The organism is Oceanimonas marisflavi (assembly GCF_003049725.1).
Classification (GTDB): domain Bacteria; phylum Pseudomonadota; class Gammaproteobacteria; order Enterobacterales; family Aeromonadaceae; genus Oceanimonas; species Oceanimonas marisflavi.
In genome coordinates, this window is record NZ_QAGM01000001.1 from 64,331 (window position 1) to 82,187 (window position 17,857).

The window sequence follows — 17,857 nt, forward strand, 5'->3', positions numbered from 1 at the left end:
CGAAACGTACTGATTACAGGAGTATTGAACATGACCATGGATACCAAAAAACTGCTCGAAATCGATCGCAACACCGTGTTTCACGCCTCCACTCACCTGAAGCAATATGCCCATGGTGAAGTCGGCGGCCGCATCATCACCGGCGCCGAGGGCATTCGCATCAAGGACTCCGAAGGCGTTGAGCTGGTGGATGCCTTCGCCGGCCTGTACTGCGTGAACATCGGCTATGGCCGCACCGAAATGGCCGAGGCCATCTACGAGCAGGCCAAAAAGCTGGCCTACTACCACACCTATGTGGGCCACACCAACGAGGCGCTGATCGAGCTGTCCGACCGCATCATCAAGATGGCCCCGGCCGGCATGAGCAAGGTGTACTACGGCATGTCCGGCAGTGATGCCAACGAAACCCAGCTCAAGCTGGTGTGGTACTACAACAACGCCCGCGGCCTGCCCCAGAAGAAGAAGGTGATCTCCCGGGATCGGGGCTACCATGGCTCCAGCATTGCCTCCGGCTCCATGACCGGCCTGCCGCTGTTCCATGCCCACTTCGATCTGCCGCTGGAGCGCATCAAGCACACCATAGCGCCGGTGTACTACCGTCGTCCCGACGACAACATGAGCGAGCTGGAGTTTTCCCGGTACTGCGCCGCCAAACTGGAAGAAATGATCCTGGCAGAAGGCCCGGATACCGTGGCCGCCATGATCGGCGAGCCGGTACTGGGCACCGGTGGTATCGTGCCGCCGCCCGAGGGCTACTGGGCCGAGATCCGCAAGGTGCTCGACAAGTACGACATTCTGCTGATTGCCGACGAAGTGGTCTGTGGTTTCGGCCGTCTGGGCTCCGACTTCGGCTCCATCCATTACGACATGAAGCCGGATCTGATCACCGTGGCCAAGGGCCTGACTTCCGCCTACCAGCCGCTGTCCGGCGTGATCGTGGGCGAGAAGGTATGGCGTGTGCTGGAGCAGGGCACCGATCAGTGGGGCGCCATCGGCCACGGCTACACCTACTCCGGCCACCCCATGGGGGCCGCCTCTGCCCTGTGCAACCTGGACATTATCGCCCGTGAAAACCTGGTCGGTAATGCCCGTGACACCGGTGCCTACCTGCAGCAACGCATGCAGGACACCTTTGCCAACCACCCGCTGGTGGGCGAAAGCCGCGGTGTGGGCCTGCTGCACGCGCTGGAATTCTCCAGCAACAAGGCCAAGAGGGAGCATTTCGATCCCAACCTCAAGGTGGGTCCGCAAATTGCCGCCGCCTGTCTGGAGCAGGGCCTGATCGCCCGCGCCATGCCCCACGGCGACATTCTGGGCTTTGCGCCGCCGCTGGTGGTCACCCGCAACGAGGTGGACGACATCGTTGAGCGTACCCTGCGCGCGGTGAACAAGGTCACCGACAAGCTGATCAGCAGCGGTGACTGGAACGCCAGATAACCCGGCGTTTTCAGCACCGGCATCAGCCGGATCACAGTAAGGCAATAACCAGGCGAGGATCGCTCATCGATCCTCGCTTTTGCGGTAGCAACCCATAAAGGGCAAATACATGCCAGCAACTCCCCTTATTCCCGGCCCGCATCAGGTTTACCTGGCCAGACAGGCCTTGCAGGGCCGAGTCGTCCGGACTCCGCTGATCCGTTCCGAGTCGCTGTCCCGGCGTTTCGGCTGCGAAGCCTGGCTCAAGCTGGAAACCCTGCAGCCCACTGGCGCCTTCAAGCTCCGTGGCGCCACCTTTGCCATGAGCAAACTGACTCCCGAGCAGCGCCGGCGCGGTGTGGTCACCTGCTCTACCGGCAACCACGGCAGGGCCATTGCTTACGCCGGCAGCAGGCTTGGCGTCAGCACCATCGTCTGTATGTCCAGACTGGTGCCAGCCAACAAGGTGGCCGCCATTCGCGAACTGGGCGCCGAAGCGCGCATTATCGGCAACTCCCAGGATCACGCCGAAGTAGAGGCCTTACGGCTGGTTGAGGAGCAGGGCATGATCTATCTGCCGCCCTTTGACCACCCGGACATTATTGCCGGTCAGGGCACCATAGGGCTGGAAATTCTGGAGGATCTGCCGGAGGTGGACACCATCCTGGCCGGCCTTTCCGGTGGCGGCCTGCTGGGCGGCATCGGTATTGCGGTCAAGAGCGTGAACCCTACTGTTGAACTGATAGGCGTGTCCATGGACAGGGGCGCCGCCATGATCGAAAGCCTCGGGGCCGGCCGGCCAATACAGGTCACCGAATACGAGTCCCTGGCCGACAGCCTGGGCGGTGGCATCGGCCTGAACAACCAGTACAGCTTTAACGCGGTGCGCCAAGTGATGGACAGATCCTGCCTGGTCAGCGAAAACGCCATCGCCCGCGCCATGGTGCACTTTGCCGAGCAGGAAAAAATGCTGGTGGAAGGCGCCGCCGTGGTTGGCGTGGCCGCCATTGAGCAGCACCGGCTGGACGTACGCGACAAAAAAGTGGTGTTTATCGTCAGCGGCCAGAACCTGGCTCTGGAGACCTTTGACCAGGCCCGGGCCCTGGCCGCCGCCACATCGTGAGCAGATAACCTTGTCGGAATATTCATTTGGGAGCAAGAGATGAACATTTATCATAAAGCGCAAATCGCCGAGGTGACCGGACTGACCGAGGACGCGCTGGCGGCAGTGGAAGCCGGCTTCGCCGCCCTGGGCCGGGGCGAGGTATCCATGCCGCCGGTGCTTAGCATGAATATCAGCGAAAGTAACGGCGAAGTGGATGTTAAAACCGCCCATATTCGCGGCCAGAACCGGTTCGCCATCAAGATCAGCCCCGGCTTTTTCGACAATCCCAGCCTTGGCCTGCCCAGCCTCAATGGCCTGATGGTGCTGCTCTCGGCCAAAACCGGGCTGGTGGACTCGGTGCTGTTTGACGAAGGCTATCTGACCAATATCCGCACCGCCCTGGCCGGTGCCGTTGCCGCCCGGCACCTGTCCCGGGAAGACAGCCACAGCGTGGCGGTGATCGGCGCCGGCCTGCAGGCCGAACTGCAGGTGGCCGCCCTCACCCTGGTGCGCCCCATTCGGGAAGTGCATGTGTTTGCCCGCAACGCCGACAAGATGGAGGCTTACCAAAAGCGCATGGTGCAGCAATACGGATTGTCGGTCACGATACACACCAGCGCGGCCTCCGCCTGTGCCGCCGCCGACATAGTAGTGACCACCACCCCCGCCTCCAGCCCGGTGCTGCACTGGGCCGATCTGCGCCCCGGCACCCATGTGACCGCCATGGGCGCCGACAACAGCCACAAGCAGGAGCTGGAGCCGGCCATTCTGGCCAATGCCGACGTGCTGGTGGTGGACAGACGGGCACAATCGGAGGTCATTGGCGAGCTGCATCATTTTCCCGGCCCCTTTACCCAACCGGTATTTGAACTGGGTCAGGTGGTGGCCGAACAACTGCGGCTGCGTACCTATCCTGAGCAAATCACCGTGTGCGATCTGAGTGGCACCGGCGTGCAGGATACCGCCATCGCCAACTATACCGCCGACCGCCTGGCCGGCTGAACCAGATACCACGAACATCAATCACCAAGGGTGAACAGGTGGCCGGCCCCGGCCACCTGTGGAATGGCCGATTCCCCTTCGGCCGTGATTGCGCAAGGATACGCAGCATGAGTCACGTCAGCGACGCGTTTGACGCTCTGGAGCAGATTTACCCCTTCTACAACGAGACCCGCCGGGCACAGATCCGTATTGGTCTGGTGCAGCTGGCAAGCGATTACATACTGGAAAACGACTGGCGCCGGCTGGCCGGGCCAGGCATCGACATCTACAGCACCCGCATGCCCTACAACAGCCAAATGACCCCCGGATCACTCAAGGCCATTGGCAACCATATTGCCGGTGCCGCCGGACTGGTTACCCCCGGGCTGCCACTAGATGTGATGGCCTTTGGCTGCACCTCGGCCAGCATGCTGCTTGGCAACCACGCCGTCAGCGAACGGCTGACCCGGCAACGGCCGGGCCTGCCCACCACCAACCCCTGGCAAGCCAGCCTGGCGGCATTGCGCCATCTGGGCGTTCGCCGGCTGGCGGTGCTGACTCCCTACACCACAGAGGTGAACCGGCCCCTGTACCAGGCCCTGCAGCAGGCCGGGTTTGAAGTGGTGGCATTTGGCGCCTTTGCACTCAGGCAGGACACCGATGTGCCCGCCATTCACCCCGATGCCATTGTGGGGGCAATAGTCGCCATGCTGAAGAACCGCCGGGCCGACGGGGTTTTTCTGTCCTGCACCAACCTGCGGGCACTCCCGGTGCTGGAGCAGCTTGAGCAGTGTGTCAACCTGCCCATGGTGAGCGCCAACCAGGCCATGTTCTGGCATGCGCTGCACCTTGCCGGCTGTCAGCCGAATATTCCCGGCTTTGGACGGCTGCTGCGTCAGACGGCGCAAGAAAGCAGGCGATAAACCACGGAGCACGCTGTCACCGATGGTGAACATGCTGACGGTATACAGAAGCGTCGTTTCCGTCATCAATCCGGCCGCTCTCAGCACAATTTACCCCCGGTAAATCCGGCATGCTTGCCTTCGTTTTCATGCTTGCGGAGGCTGCCATGTCCCCTCACAACAAAGGAGTTATTCTGACCCTGGCCGGGGTGGCCGTGCTCAGTCTGGACGCCCTGCTTATTCGCCTGATCAGCGCCGATCACTGGACCCTGCTGTTCTGGCGCGGCCTGCTGCTCAGCCTGTGCATCGGCACCGCCTGTCTGTGGCGGGCCCGCCGTTACCGCCCCACCGGCAGGCTGATTTCCCTTGGCCTGGGCTCGGCGCTGTTTTATGCCATTTGCACCGTGACCTTTGTGATCTCAATCCGGCTGACCAGCGTGGCCAATACCCTGATCATTCTCAGCGCCGCGCCGCTGATCGGCGCCCTGCTCAGCCGCTTTGTGCTGCGGGAAAGCGTGTCCGGCCGCACCTGGCTGGCCATCGGCTTGTGCATGGGCGGGCTGGCGCTGGTGTTTTCCGGCAGCCAGCATGAGGGCCACCTGCTTGGGGATCTCACCGCCCTGCTGTGCGCCGCCAGCATGGCCGCCAAGTTCGTGGTGGAGCGGGCCGCCAGCCCCGCCAACATGACCCCGGCGCTGGTGCCCGCCGGCCTGCTGGTGAGCCTGTTTGCCCTGTTTCAGACCCCCACCCTGACCATGCCCGCCGAGGACATGCTGTGGATGGCCCTGCTCGGCCTGGGTGTGGTGCCCCTGGCCTATGCCCTGATCACCCAGGGGCCGCGCTACCTGCCGGCGGCGGAAGTGGGTCTGCTGATGATGCTGGAAATGATCCTTGGGCCGCTGTGGGTATGGCTGGTGCTGGCCGAAGCGCCCGGTGAGCAGGCCTGGATGGGCGGCCTGGTGGTGCTGCTGGCGCTGTTGCTGCAACGCCTGCCGGCGCCGCGGCGTGCGGCACCGGTCATATGTGATCAGGCCTGAGCCATGGCCTGGCCGTAGCGGCGCGGGTTAAAGCGCAATGTGGTGAGCAGCACCACAGACACCAGCCCCAGGTGCAGGGTCCAGCCGGCGGCAAAGGTGCCGGTGCTTTCCAGCAGCAACGACACCGCCAGCGGCCCCAGGGCCGCCAGCAAAAAGCCGCCCCCCTGCATCAGGGCGGTAAGCACGCCCGCCTGCTGAGGCACCGGCAGGTGATCCAGCGCCGTGACCAGCGACATGGAGAAATTGCCCCCCAGCCCTGCACCACACACCGCCACCCACAGCCAGGGCGCCAGCTCCGGCTGCAGCAACAGGCCGGCAAAGCCGGTGAGCTGCAGCAACAGGGTCAGCCACAGCCAGGGGCGCCGATCCTGGCCCCGGGCCAGCAGGGTAATGCCCACCGCCGACACCGCCTGGGCCACCGCCATCACCGACACCAGGCCGGCGCTGCTCGCCGCGCTCCAGCCCAGTTGCTGATAATAGGGCGCCAGCCAGGTCACCATGGTGGAGTAACCGGCGTTAACAAAGCCAAAACACAGCATCAGCTGCCAGGTGCGGGGCCGGGCCAGCAGGCGCCTCGCCAGCCCCGGCTCGGGCCGCTTGCCGCCCTGCTCCGCCAGCACCTTGTGGGCGCACCACCAGGCCAGGGCCACCGGCAACGCCAGCCAGGCCAGCGCCTGCTGCCAGTTATTTTCAACGCCCGCCAGCCAGGGGGTAAGCTGGGCGCCAAAGGCACCGCCGCCCATGATCATCGCCGAATAGAGGCCGGTAACCATGGCCATGCGCCCCGCAAACTGCTGCTTGATAATGCCGGGAAACACCGACTGCACAAAGGCCACGCCCATGCCACAGAGCAGCGCAGTAAACAGCAGGGTAACGCCGTTATCGGCAACACCCCGCAGGGCCGAGCCCAGCATCAGCAGCGCCAGGGCGGTAAGCAGGCCCCGGCGGGTGCCCCACCTGGCCTGCAACCCCGGCGACACAAAGGCGCCCACCCCCATCAGCAAAAAGGGCAGCAGGGTGAGCAGCGATATGCCCACATAACTGAGGCCGGTGCCGGTGCGGATCATTTCCATCACCGGGCCAGGGCCGGTAATAAAGGGACGCAGGTTAAGGCCAACAAGCACCACCAGCAGCAGCATGGCGCCCTGTTCGGCGGCAAAAGAGCGGGATTGAGACGTCATTTATGGGTTCCGGTTACAAGGTTAAATATCAGCGGCCGCCGGCTTGCTCCAGCAGCTGCACCATGCCGGTGTAGCCCAGCTTCCGGGCATGCTGCAACGGAGTAATGCCGTTGGCATCGGCAATATTGGGGTCGGCGCCCGCCTTCAGCAGCAGCGCCACAATCTTGGTGTGTTCCGGCCCGCCCTGCCCCAGCACAATGGCTTCCATCAGCGCGGTCCAGTGCAGCCGGTTAATGTGATCCACATTCACCCCGGCCGCAATCAGCATGTTCACCGTCTCCACATGGCCGCGCTCGGCGGCGGGAATCAGGGCGGTGCCGCCATAGCGGTTGGTGCTGGCCAGATCGGCGCCGTGGGCCAGGGTCAGTTCAAGAATGTCGTTATAGCCACTGGCGCCGGCATACAGGTAGGGACTGTCGTGAATATCATCCTTGGCGTTCACATCGGCGCCGGCCTCGATCAACACCCGGGCCGCTTCCACCCGGTGATGGCGGGTAGCCAGCATCAGCGCGGTGCGGCCATTGTCGTCCCGGCTTTCAAGTTTGGCGCCGGCGTCCAGCAGCGTGCTAATGCGCGGGGCATCGCCATTGATGGCCGCCGCCCGCAGTTGTTGTTCCGGCTCGCCGGCCATCGTTACCACAGACATCAGCAAGGCTCCCAGCCAGACAAAATGAACAAATAACGATGAAGGCAGCATAGCGGCTCCTTGTTACCGGTGGGTATCATTCAACTCTCCCATAATAGAAGTCCGTCTGACCATTTAAAAATTAAATATCTGAATATGCTTTATTGCATAATGAAATAGTTCAGACGCAAGGCGTCCACTGCATGCGATCATCCTTCAGGCTGCGGCCCCGCCAGCCGGCAACATTGCGCTGCCTGCTGCCCAAGCACGCGAAAATACTGTATATTCCCCCCTCGATTTTTTGACTGTAGCGACACTACAGAGGAACTCACATGCAATTTTCATCTCTGGATCTGGCCCCCGAGCTGCAGCAGGCGCTGGCAGACTGTGGCTACAGTGAAATGACCCCGGTACAAACCCAGGCCGTGGTGCCCGCCCGCCGTGGCAAAGACCTGCAGGTCACCGCCCAGACCGGCACCGGCAAAACCGCCGCCTTTGCCATTCCCGTGCTGCAGCGCATGGTGGACAACCCCAGGGCCACGGTGGAGCGCCGCCCGCGCGCGCTGATCCTCACGCCCACCCGGGAGCTGGCCGAGCAGCTGGCCGACAACATTACCGCCTATGCCAAGTACCTGCCCATCAGCGTAACCGCCCTCTATGGCGGCGTGAAAATGGGCGGCCAGGCCAACAAGCTGCGCGCCGGCACCGATCTGGTAATCTCCACCCCCGGCCGGCTGATGGAGCACATTACTCTTGGCAACGTGGCCCTGACCGACGTGGAATTTGTGGTGCTGGATGAAGCCGACCGCATGCTCGACATGGGCTTTATTGCCGACGTGCTCAAGCTGATGCAGCTGACCGCCCCCAAGCGCCAGACCCTGCTGTTTTCCGCCACCACCTCACCGGCGGTAAACGAGCTGGCCCACAAGGTGCTGCACAACCATCAGCAGCTTCGCGTGGCCCGGGTGAACAGCACCGCCGACACCGTGCGCCATGCGGTGTATCCGGTGGAAGAAAGCCGCAAGATTGAGCTGTTTGAACAGCTGCTGGACGAGCAAAACTGGTTTCAGGTGCTGGTGTTCACCAGCACCAAGGAGCAGGCCGATCGGCTGCAGGCCGGGCTGAAAAAGCTCAAGGTGGAAGCGGCGGTATGTCACGGCGACAAGAGCCAGGGCAGCCGGCGCCGGGCCATTGCCGACTTCAAGTCCGGCAAGCTGCAGGTGCTGATTGCCACCGAAGTGGCCGCCCGCGGCCTGGACATTCAGGGCCTGGAGCAGGTAGTGAACTTCAACCTGCCCTACCTGCCGGAAGACTATGTGCACCGCATTGGCCGCACCGGCCGCGCCGGCGCGCCGGGCAAGGCCATCTCCTTTGTAAGCCGGGAAGAAGAGCAGACCCTGGCACGCATCGAGAAACTGATTGGCAGCCCCATCAAGCGCATCAACAAGCCGGGCTATGAAGTCTCCAACCGGGATGTGCTGCTGAAAAAAATCTCCCGCAAGGTGCTCTCCGGCCGCTCCAACAAGGCCACCGCTACCACCATTGAGCTGGAAGGCAGCGCCGGCGGCCATAACAAGCCCAAGGCCAACCGCACCGACAGCGGCAAAAAGCGCAGCCCCAACCCGGTGCGCCTGAAGAAAACCGGCACCGAAAAAGCCGGGCCGAAGAAAAAGAAACTGCGCGGCAAGCGTGCAGAGCGGTATTCCCGCTAAGCGAACTCAAAAGCCGGCCAACTTGGCCGGCTTTTTGTTTGCGGTCATTCCCCTGTTTGTCGTCATTCCCGCCCCTTCCTTGTCGTTCCCGCGAAGGCGGGAACCCAGTACAGACAACACCAAACCCAACCCCGTGCACTATCATCCCAGCCCCGTCGTTCCCTCCCCAGCCGTCGCTCCCGCGAAGGCGGGAGCCCAGAGCAGACAACTCCAAACTCCCCCCATACACCCGCATCAACCGCCGCACACCAGCAAAAACCACCCACAACCTCACCAAATTCACACACCCGCCTCGCAAAACGCACTTTTTAGATTGCCTTTTCAGACTCATACGACAAAATATGGCCCTTCAACAAGGAATTCAGGCATGCGCTTACGCCTCAGCAACAGTGATGGGCGGTAGCTTTCTCTAGAAAATGTTAAATCACTGAACATTACCAACCAGAATTTAAAAGAGATTTTAAAGTAATGAGTACGAAAATCACGATAGATAACTTTGTATATAAAGAAACAGAACTAAATTCATCATTTGCCCTTTCAATAAAAAACATTGTAAAATATGGTGACACCGACATCTTTCCATTTCCATATGAAACAAGAATGTTTCATGACAAATTTGACGATCTCATAGCCTCACTAAATGAAACTCATAGCGACTTTGAAAACAGTTTAAATGAATGCCCTCCAGTAAACATTAGCACATGCTCTACAGTAGGTTATAACGGATATAGATGGGCTACCCAAATAGATCCGTACTGGAATGCATATTTCCTAGGCCTTGTTCTATCAATAAGCAAGGACCTTGAAAAATCCAGAGTAACTGAAGACTACGTTTACTCTTATAGATACTCACCTAACTTTGAACAAGGCTCACTATTCAATAAAGATATAAATTGGCGGAAATTTCAGAGTGATAGTCTTGACTTGGCAAAAGGTGATCCATCGATAAACTATGTTGTAACCTGTGACATAGCAGACTTTTACACTAGGATTTACCATCATCGTTTAGAAAATGCACTAGACCGAATAGACAAGAATAAAAATGTATCATCAAAAATAAAAAAGTTAATTCAAACTTTTTCTGGCACAAACTCTTATGGCTTACCAGTAGGCGGGCCAGCATCAAGAATTTTAGCCGAGTTAGCTCTTGACTCATTAGATCACATCCTCATCATAAACGGCATCAGATATAAGAGGTATGTTGATGACTTTATTATTTTTTGCGGAACAAAAGAAGATGCGCACTCTGTACTTACTTTAATCAGTAGAAAGTTGATGGAAAACGAAGGATTAACTCTTCAAAAACATAAAACAAACATTCTTTCAAAAGATGAATTCACCTCTTTAACTCAATCAAAGCTATATGGTTTAGATGAAGATGAAGGCTCGCCAATGAAAGCAAAATTCATGAGTCTTCCAATTCGGTTTGATCCATACTCACAAAATGCAGCTGAACAATACGAAGAGGTCAAAGAATCACTTAAAGACTTTGACTTATTAGGTATGCTTAGTAACGAGCTACAAAAATCAAAAATAAACCAACCTTATAGCAAGCAATTAATTAGAGCCTTTGCAGCAGCTGAAGATAAAACTCTTTCCGACGCATTTAATGTGATATTTGACAGCATTTCAGAACTATACCCAATATTCAACACAATTATACAAGTTGCTACCACAAATTGGTTAAGGCTTGAAGCACCCACTAAAGACTTGATTCGAAGAAAAATAATAGAGCTAATACACAATGACTCGTTCATATTAAAGACAGAGTTAAACTTAGCCTATACAGTAAAATTATTCTCAAAAGAAAATAGTGTTGAAAGCCAAACAATACTAACAGAAATATATAAGTCAAACACTGATAGCATTTTGATCACCTTAGTAGTAACTCAAGCAATGGCCAAGTGGAATACTCACTACTGGCTATCAGAGCTTAGGCGAACCTTTCCCACTATGACGCCATGGCAACGAAGATTATTTATTGTTGCATCTTATTTGTTAGGTGATGAAGGAAAGCACTGGCTAACACATAACAAAAAGAAATTTAATTTCATAGATGATCTGTATCGAGAATGGGGAGCATTTAGAAAAACTAGTCGTAATCTTGAGGAAGCCTTATGATCTCTGAGTCAACTTTTTCAAAGAAATTCACTTCATTCTGGAATGAAACATTACCAAACTCTAAAAATTACATTAGATTAATTAATGGTGGACTTTTAGATTTTGAGTATGAACCTTTTGAACCCGCAGAAAGAAAAAACAACACAGCTTTAGTTAACGTAATTTCTTTCAACTTACTTCGCTGCTTGTGCAACAAAGAAAAAAAAATCAATGAAATTGATAGCGCCAAATACTACCAAAACCCTCACTTCGATACAATCATTAAGAAATCACTAGTTTATTTATCACGATTTAGCTATGGTGAAGAATGTGAGCTGCCTCTCACCTCAAAGGAAAAAAATCAAATCAGGGAACTATTCCGAATCATGTATATACGTTATGTTGCACATGGAAAACAAGTTACTATAGATCCTGACTTTGATGGGTGTGGCTTTTTGAATAGGTCTTTTGGTGATTTGATATCTAATAAAACTTTGGTTGAAATCAAATCTGGGGAGCGTAGGTTTAGTGTTACTGACACTCGCCAAGTTTTAATATACTTAGTCCTTAATCATTACTCAAAAAAACCAAATGAAATACAAAAAATTGAATTATTCAACCCTAGAATGGGCATATCATTCACTGAAAGTGTCGATGAGTTTTGCCTAAATCTTAGCGCACTTAACAGCCAAGAGCTATTCTCCGAAGTTCAAAAATTCATAGTAAACAATAGTTTTATCGAAACATATGGAACTTAAAAAATCCAATCATATTAGCCTGTTCCCATAACCCAGCCAAGGCTCCCAAATGACCAGCCCCAAACACCCAATAAATAACCACAACACCTACCACGCCCATATTTATTTCGATGCGCACACCCTGGCCTTTGCCACTTCCCTGTGCCAGCGCATTGCCGAGAAGTTTTCACTGGCGGTGGGCGCATTCATCAGAAACCGGTGGGGCCACATACCCTGTGGAGTTGTCAGGTGAAGTTCACTCATGCCGACTTTGACCGCTTTATTCCCTGGCTGGATCAGCATCGCGGGGAGCTGAGTGTACTGGTGCATGCCGATACCGGCGATAATCTTGCGGATCACACCACCCATGCCTGTTGGCTGGATGATGCGGTGGAGCTCGACTTGCGTATGTTCAGGTAGACTCAAACTACTTCTCTATCAGCCGCATATTGCGCCGGTTGGCCTTGAAGGCAAAATCGAACAGATCCCCCACTGCCGATCAGCATTTCCAGCAGCAGGTTCAGGCTCATGCGCGCCTTCTAGCATGGGGGTCCTTGTGTTTGGGGTGAGATCGGTGGTGCCTGTTCTGGATTCCCGTCCCCGTCTGCACGGGGATGACGTTCCTTCTCGGGAATGACGGGGGCTCGGCCTATCATGATTCAGGGCCGGCTATAGTTAATTTAAGCCATAGGCGTGCGAGGATGGATCACCACCTTGCAGGCGGGCTTGATACTCATGGATCCGTTACACGCCAGGCACGGGGCCGGTAGCGGAGAGAGGTCATCGGCATCCGTGCCATCAATGGGATAGGGTGCCCTGTCACGATGCCGTTCGGCGGGGTGTTCGACAGGAGCCTTGTATGTCATGCTTTTCCTGCCGTCGCTGGTGTGCCCTGCGGCTGCTCCTGTTACTGGTGCTGTCCACTGCAGCCCACGCCAGCAGCCCACGCTGGCTGGATATCACCCCCGGCGATCCCGGAATATATATCCGCGGCAGGGTACACTACGTGAACCTGGAGGGTGGCCTTTATATCATCCGCGATATGCGCGGTACCTACTACCACCCCATCAACCTGCCGATCGCCTTCCAGCAGGATGGCCTGGCGATAGAGGCCCTGGCCCGACAGCGGGATATCAGCCAGCTGGGTATCAAGGTCGAGCTGCTACGCATCCGCCGGGCCAGCCGCCTCAAATAGCTGCAGGCCGTAGAAAGCAGGGCCCTGAACTATTCTTGAACTAAGAGTCACTGTTCATGTCAGGCCGGCTTAGCATCCCGCGAAAGGAGGTATTATGTTCAGGCATTGTATCGCAGGCATTGATTTTTCCGCCGGCTGGGACCAATCCCGGGCTCAGCTGACACGCATGGTTCCCCTGCTGGGGATACAGCAACTCACCCTGCTCCATGCGGACGAGCCCCATCACAGATCCCACAAGGAGGCCAGCGCCAATCGCCGCACCCACCTTGAACAGTTGGCAACAGACATGGCAGCGTCTCTGACAATACCGACAGAGCCCGTCTTCGTCTCGGGCTTTGCCACTTCCTCCCTGCTGGAGATCGCCAGCCGCCGGGAGGCCGGGCTGCTCCTGATCGCCAACAACAGCCATTCCCGCGGGCAGGATTTCATTTTGACACCCTCCCCCACTTGATTCGGTGGGGGATTCCCATTACCGGGCGCACCTAAATTACTTCAGGTGCCGGTTCCTGCTTCATTGAGTGACTAACGCCGACTCTCCACAGGCTAACAAGCGGTGTCCCCGCTCTAAAACATTCAAAGCGCCGACCAAATCCGCATTGTTCGTGTAGTCACATTCGATACATTTGAAACGCGCTTGAGTCTGTCGGTTTTCCTTTGATACATGACCACAGCTTGGGCAGGTCTGGCTCGTGTGGTGGGCTGGAACAGCCAACAACATACCACCTTGCCAATGCTGCTTGTACTCAAGCTGTCTTCGGAACTCATACCAGCCTTGATCGAGGATTGATTTGTTCAGTCCCGATTTGGCTTTGACATTCGTTCCGTGTAGCTCCGCAGTGCCCTTGGCTGATTTCGACATATTAGAAACACGAAGGTCTTCAATCGCAATCATCGCGTGGTTTTTGCTGATTTTGGTTGAAGCCTTGTGCAAGTAGTCGTTGCGGCAGTTGGCAATGCGGGTATGAACTTTTTGAACCTTGGCCTTTTGCTTTTTCCAGTTGGCAGAGAACTTAACTTTGCGTGACAGTTTGCGTTGCTCGATAGCAAGGCGCTTTTCATGCTTGCGAAAAGCATTAAGTGGCTTCAGGTGCGAGCCGTCCGACAACGTGATGAAGCGAGCCACACCAACATCCAATCCCACGGCAGATGTTGACGGGTGACAGGGGGTAGCCACCTCTTGCTCAACCTGAAAGGCGATATACCAGTGACCAGACTTGAGACTGACCGTGCAGTTCTTAATGATGCCGTGCACCTGACGGGATTCGCGGAACTTCAGCCACCCCAATTTTCCGGGCAGCTTCACGCGCTTACCGTCTAGCTGACAATACTTATTGAAGTTTACAAAGCGGATCGCGTCCTGATTTTTACCTTTCTTTTTGAAGCGGGGCTTTTCAGCCACCAGTGACTTGTCAAAATAGCGCGTCCATGCGCCGTGCAGGTCTTTCAGTTTTTGTTGCAAGTTGTCCGTGTACGCTTCCTTAAGCCAAGACAAATCATCCTGTTTTTTCCACTGCGTAATGAGCTTGTTCAGCTCAAAGGCACAGGGGATATTCTTGCCTTGGTCAAGCTGCTCAAGGCAGTGACGCAACCCATGATTCCATACAAATCGGGCATGACCACAAAGCACAGCGAGCCGGGCCGCTTGTTCAGCGGTAGGCTCCAGTCTGTATTTGTAGGCCTTGCGTATCAGCATGACAATTCAGTGTGTTTGCGTGTAATGTAGATATAATAGGAAGCCAACCACAAAGGATCAATATCAGTGTGTGATTATAATAAGGGGCGTCACAGTTGCTACTCCCTGCACCTTCACATCGTCTTTGTCACCAAATACCGGCGGAAAGTGTTTGGTACATTGCATCTGCAAAGTCTGGAAGCCACCTTCAGAGAATTGTGTGAAGGGTTTGATGCAGAGCTAAAAGAATTTAACGGAGAAAGCGACCACTGCCATCTGCTCATTGCCACGTCTCCGAAAACTCCCGGCGTGGCTAAGCTGGTCAATTCGCTCAAAGCTGTCAGCTCGCGCCGGTTGCGCCGGGAGTTTAATGACATTGCCGGCGCGTTTGGTAAAAACGTGTTGTGGAGCAGAAGCTACTTTGCTGGCACCTGTGGCGGTGCTCCCTTGACCGTGATAAAGCAATACATCGAGCAGCAGGACAGGCCCATTTAAGGTGTTGTGCACCTTTGGCTATTCCCCTCCCTCCTCCTTCGGAGGGAGTACCCTAGGTAGGACTTTACACTAATTGAGAACGCCACCTAGCCATTTATTATGGGCAACGTGGCACTCGACCTCGCCCGCCAGAGCCGGTTGCCGCTGCTGATTATTCCGGTCGATCTCGGCCCCATCGATGACGCCGTCCCTTTGCTGCTGGTCACGGATCACTCTTCGGACTCCACCCGGGCCCGGACCTGCTTCACCGCGCTGCTGGGAAGCGAACGCAACGGCCGGGTCATGGTCATCAACAGCCCGGACCACCAGCTGGACTTCGAAGAACTGAAGGCCGAAGAGGGATTCGCCGACAATAATGAACGCCTGGACATCGGTGTTGCCCTCGGCGATCCCGTGGATGACGTTTGCAACACCGCCAGTGAACTGAAAACCCCGCTGATCGTGATTGGCAAACATGGCGGCCCATCCGGCCGGGAGCCAGCGCTCGGCGGTGTGGCAGAAGGCATCTGCCGACGGGCGCTCAACCCGCTGCTGCTGATCCCTTCATAAATCAGGCGCCCGACCAGCCTCTTGCCGGGGTTGCCTCTATGCCGATTGAACGGTAACCCGGTAGTCTGGTTTTCACGCGTGCGGGTAAATTCCATGAAGCTGTGCTGGCCGTTTGCCCATTCCCCAACAAGCCATTAGCCTGTTACCACCATTCACACTGTCTGTAACCCTAATGACCAGCCCCAAACGCCCAATAAACAACCACAATGCCTACCATGCCCACGTTTATTTCGATGAGCACACCCTGGCGTTTGCCACTCAGCTTTGCCAGCGCATTGCTGAGGTGTTTGCACTGGAGGTGGGGCGCATTCATCAAAAGCCGGTGGGACCGCATACCAGGTGGAGCTGTCAGGTGAAATTTACTCATGCCGACTTTGATCGCTTTATTCCCTGGCTGGATCGGTATCGCGGGGAGCTGAGTGTACTGGTGCATGCCGATACCGGCGATAATCTGGCGGATCACACCACCCATGCTTACTGGCTGGGTGATGCGGTAGAGCTGGATTTACGTATGTTCAGGTAGACTCAAAATACTTCTCCATCAACCGCATATTGCGCCGGTTGGCCTTGAAGGCAAAGTCGAACAGATCCCCCAGTATGGGAATGCTGCCGATCAGCACTTCCAGCACTATGTTGAAGCCCATGCGCGCCAGCAGGGTAAACGGCAGTTTCATGCGAATGGCCTGCAGCAGTATGTAACCCGAGAAGGCGGCGCCGGTCAGATCCCCTACCCCGGGCACCAGCCCGATAATGCCGTCCAGGCCAATGCGAAAACCGCCGGGCAGGCGAATGGCGCTGTCCAGCAGCCAGGCCAGGCGGTCAAGTTTTTCGCGGGTTTCCTGACTGTGGTTTGAGTTGCGGGAGGGCATGGGGCTCCTTGTGTTTGGGGTTAGATCGGTAGTGTCTGTTCTGGATTCCCGCCTTCGCGAGGATGACGTTCCTTCGCGGGAATGACCTGAGCATGGCGCTACTTTTTGGCGATTACCCATACGGCGTGGACGATGCCGGGAATATAGCCCAGCAGGGTGAGGATGATATTGATCCAGAAGTGCTTACCCAGCCCCACCTGCAGGAAGACGCCCAGTGGCGGTAGCAGAATGGCGATAAGTATTCTGATTAAATCCATGACTGGCTCCTTGTTGTCATCTTCTTCGGCAGATTAGCCCGGGGAGTTTAAAACAACAACGTCACCGGGCTTACTTCCCCTTGCTCACCGCATCCATGGCGTCACACCAGGCCTGCAGGCCATTGTTCGCTTTAATGTGCTCCAGGCCTTTCAGAGTAAAAGTGCCGGGGGTGGCAATGCTGTTGCCAATGTCGCCGTAGTCGAGCTCGGGGCGGGATTCAGCCAGGGCCATGGCGCTGGTGATGGAGTGCACCACCATCTGCCGGGCGGCGTGCTGGCTCATGCCCTGCGCCACGCTCCAGTCAATGAGCTGCTGCACCAGAAAATAGCTCCAGCCATGCAGGCAGCCGTGGGCCAGGGCCACGTCAAACAGGGCTTCCGACTCCAGCACAATCACCTTTCCCATGGCGCCGAACAGGGCCTCGGCGGCCGCGTTGGCCGGAAACAGCGGCACCGGCCCGGCGCCCACCTCCACACTGGCCGGCGGCAGCACGCGCACCAGCGTCGTCGCCTGCAGCGCCGGGTGTTGCCGCAACTGCTGCAACGACACCCCTGCCATGGCCGACATCACCAGCTGGCCGGGCTTGAAGGTCAGATCCTGCAGCAGCTCGCTCAGGCTCTTCGGCCGCACCGCCAGCAGAATGATGTCGCTGCCCTCCACCACCTCCTGATTGCTGCCGGCCACCTCGCACCGGCACTGTCCGGCCAGCCGGCTGGCCGCTGCGGCATTGCGCGGGCTCAAAATAATGCGCCTTTGGTCGCCGCCGTTGCGCAGGCCGGTTACCGTATAGGTGGCCAGGTGGCCAACGCCCAGAATGCCAAGGATGGGTATGGTCATGTCGGTTTACTCATGGTTAACGTGCTGGCTGTGCCCTGCTCTGTGATGGTCAGCATGCTGGGCTGGGGCTGGTTGAGCAACCACTAACCCGAGATCTTGAGTCGTCGGCCCTGGATTCCCGCCTTCGCGGGAATGACGGGGGAAGACGCGGGAATGACGGAAGAAGACATCGGAGTGACGGGGAAG

The 17,857-nt window shown here is 56.7% G+C and carries 21 protein-coding genes; 15 read left to right on the top strand and 6 right to left on the bottom strand.

All coding sequences use genetic code 11. From position 1 onward, the window contains the following. Positions 1 to 30 precede the first annotated feature (30 nt). From DA373_RS00280 to DA373_RS00300, 5 genes are all read left to right on the top strand, one after another. A complete protein-coding gene (locus DA373_RS00280; protein ID WP_198650186.1) occupies positions 31 to 1,437 on the top strand; it encodes an aspartate aminotransferase family protein in 1,407 nt (468 codons plus the stop codon). Positions 1,438 to 1,546: 109 nt separating this feature from the next. Beyond that, positions 1,547 to 2,539, top strand: coding sequence for a hydroxyectoine utilization dehydratase EutB (gene eutB, locus DA373_RS00285; protein WP_107850369.1), 993 nt, complete (start codon positions 1,547 to 1,549; stop codon positions 2,537 to 2,539). 39 nt (positions 2,540 to 2,578) lie between these two features. Next, entirely contained in the window at positions 2,579 to 3,523 is a 945-nt protein-coding gene (locus DA373_RS00290; protein WP_107850370.1) for a cyclodeaminase, read from the top strand. A 107-nt stretch (positions 3,524 to 3,630) separates the two neighbouring features. Further along, entirely contained in the window at positions 3,631 to 4,425 is a 795-nt protein-coding gene (locus tag DA373_RS00295) for a maleate cis-trans isomerase family protein (protein ID WP_107850371.1), read from the top strand. A gap of 146 nt (positions 4,426 to 4,571) precedes the next feature. Continuing rightward, positions 4,572 to 5,441 carry a DMT family transporter gene (locus tag DA373_RS00300; RefSeq protein ID WP_198650187.1) on the top strand — a complete coding sequence of 290 codons (870 nt, stop codon included), beginning with the start codon at positions 4,572 to 4,574 and terminating at the stop codon, positions 5,439 to 5,441. On the opposite strand, the gene DA373_RS00305 is transcribed toward DA373_RS00300, so the two are convergent. Continuing rightward, complete coding sequence (locus DA373_RS00305; RefSeq protein WP_107850373.1) at positions 5,432 to 6,622, bottom strand: cyanate transporter; 1,191 nt, start codon at positions 6,620 to 6,622, stop codon at positions 5,432 to 5,434. The two genes, DA373_RS00300 and DA373_RS00305, sit on opposite strands and share 10 nt — an antisense overlap. Positions 6,623 to 6,650: 28 nt before the next feature. Further along, a complete protein-coding gene (locus DA373_RS00310; protein WP_107850604.1) occupies positions 6,651 to 7,268 on the bottom strand; it encodes an ankyrin repeat domain-containing protein in 618 nt (205 codons plus the stop codon). Between the two features lie 311 nt (positions 7,269 to 7,579). On the opposite strand from DA373_RS00310, the gene DA373_RS00315 reads away from it, so the two are divergent. The 7 genes from DA373_RS00315 (at position 7,580) to DA373_RS00340 (ending at position 13,442) form a co-directional block, all read left to right on the top strand. After that, positions 7,580 to 8,959, top strand: coding sequence for a DEAD/DEAH box helicase (locus DA373_RS00315; RefSeq protein ID WP_107850374.1), 1,380 nt, complete (start codon positions 7,580 to 7,582; stop codon positions 8,957 to 8,959). A 468-nt stretch (positions 8,960 to 9,427) separates the two neighbouring features. Next, complete coding sequence (locus DA373_RS00320; protein ID WP_107850375.1) at positions 9,428 to 11,080, top strand: RNA-directed DNA polymerase; 1,653 nt, start codon at positions 9,428 to 9,430, stop codon at positions 11,078 to 11,080. Beyond that, positions 11,077 to 11,817 carry a hypothetical protein gene (locus DA373_RS16245; protein ID WP_157953659.1) on the top strand — a complete coding sequence of 247 codons (741 nt, stop codon included), beginning with the start codon at positions 11,077 to 11,079 and terminating at the stop codon, positions 11,815 to 11,817. The genes DA373_RS00320 and DA373_RS16245 overlap by 4 nt, the downstream gene beginning before the upstream one ends. A gap of 49 nt (positions 11,818 to 11,866) precedes the next feature. Beyond that, positions 11,867 to 12,049: a DOPA 4,5-dioxygenase family protein gene (locus DA373_RS16395; protein ID WP_232821150.1), complete on the top strand. Its 183-nt coding sequence runs from the start codon at positions 11,867 to 11,869 to the stop codon at positions 12,047 to 12,049. After that, entirely contained in the window at positions 12,046 to 12,216 is a 171-nt protein-coding gene (locus tag DA373_RS16400; protein WP_232821151.1) for a DOPA 4,5-dioxygenase family protein, read from the top strand. The genes DA373_RS16395 and DA373_RS16400 overlap by 4 nt, the downstream gene beginning before the upstream one ends. Positions 12,217 to 12,655: 439 nt before the next feature. Next, positions 12,656 to 12,991, top strand: coding sequence for a hypothetical protein (locus DA373_RS00335; RefSeq protein ID WP_107850376.1), 336 nt, complete (start codon positions 12,656 to 12,658; stop codon positions 12,989 to 12,991). Between the two features lie 94 nt (positions 12,992 to 13,085). Then, the gene (locus DA373_RS00340) at positions 13,086 to 13,442 is read left to right on the top strand and encodes a universal stress protein (RefSeq protein ID WP_107850377.1); all 357 of its coding nucleotides are present in this window, start codon (positions 13,086 to 13,088) and stop codon (positions 13,440 to 13,442) included. Positions 13,443 to 13,502: 60 nt separating this feature from the next. On the opposite strand, the gene DA373_RS00345 is transcribed toward DA373_RS00340, so the two are convergent. Then, positions 13,503 to 14,684 carry an RNA-guided endonuclease InsQ/TnpB family protein gene (locus DA373_RS00345; RefSeq protein ID WP_107850378.1) on the bottom strand — a complete coding sequence of 394 codons (1,182 nt, stop codon included), beginning with the start codon at positions 14,682 to 14,684 and terminating at the stop codon, positions 13,503 to 13,505. Positions 14,685 to 14,744: 60 nt separating this feature from the next. On the opposite strand from DA373_RS00345, the gene tnpA reads away from it, so the two are divergent. From tnpA to DA373_RS00360, 3 genes are all read left to right on the top strand, one after another. Beyond that, the gene (gene tnpA / locus DA373_RS00350) at positions 14,745 to 15,158 is read left to right on the top strand and encodes an IS200/IS605 family transposase (protein ID WP_198650198.1); all 414 of its coding nucleotides are present in this window, start codon (positions 14,745 to 14,747) and stop codon (positions 15,156 to 15,158) included. A 108-nt stretch (positions 15,159 to 15,266) separates the two neighbouring features. After that, positions 15,267 to 15,707 (top strand): universal stress protein, encoded by a 441-nt coding sequence (locus DA373_RS00355; RefSeq protein ID WP_198650188.1) that lies wholly within the window; start codon positions 15,267 to 15,269, stop codon positions 15,705 to 15,707. 172 nt (positions 15,708 to 15,879) lie between these two features. Then, positions 15,880 to 16,230 (top strand): DOPA 4,5-dioxygenase family protein, encoded by a 351-nt coding sequence (locus DA373_RS00360; protein WP_107850381.1) that lies wholly within the window; start codon positions 15,880 to 15,882, stop codon positions 16,228 to 16,230. Here DA373_RS00360 and DA373_RS00365 read toward each other — a convergent pair. The 3 genes from DA373_RS00365 to DA373_RS00375 all read right to left on the bottom strand — a co-directional run bounded on the left by DA373_RS00365 (position 16,223) and on the right by DA373_RS00375 (position 17,671). Beyond that, a complete protein-coding gene (locus DA373_RS00365; RefSeq protein WP_107850382.1) occupies positions 16,223 to 16,576 on the bottom strand; it encodes a DUF4112 domain-containing protein in 354 nt (117 codons plus the stop codon). The two genes, DA373_RS00360 and DA373_RS00365, sit on opposite strands and share 8 nt — an antisense overlap. Before the next feature lie 98 nt (positions 16,577 to 16,674). Further along, complete coding sequence (locus DA373_RS00370) at positions 16,675 to 16,833, bottom strand: YqaE/Pmp3 family membrane protein (protein ID WP_014292062.1); 159 nt, start codon at positions 16,831 to 16,833, stop codon at positions 16,675 to 16,677. A gap of 70 nt (positions 16,834 to 16,903) precedes the next feature. Beyond that, positions 16,904 to 17,671 carry an NAD(P)-binding domain-containing protein gene (locus DA373_RS00375; protein ID WP_107850383.1) on the bottom strand — a complete coding sequence of 256 codons (768 nt, stop codon included), beginning with the start codon at positions 17,669 to 17,671 and terminating at the stop codon, positions 16,904 to 16,906. Between the last annotated feature and the right edge of the window lie 186 nt (positions 17,672 to 17,857).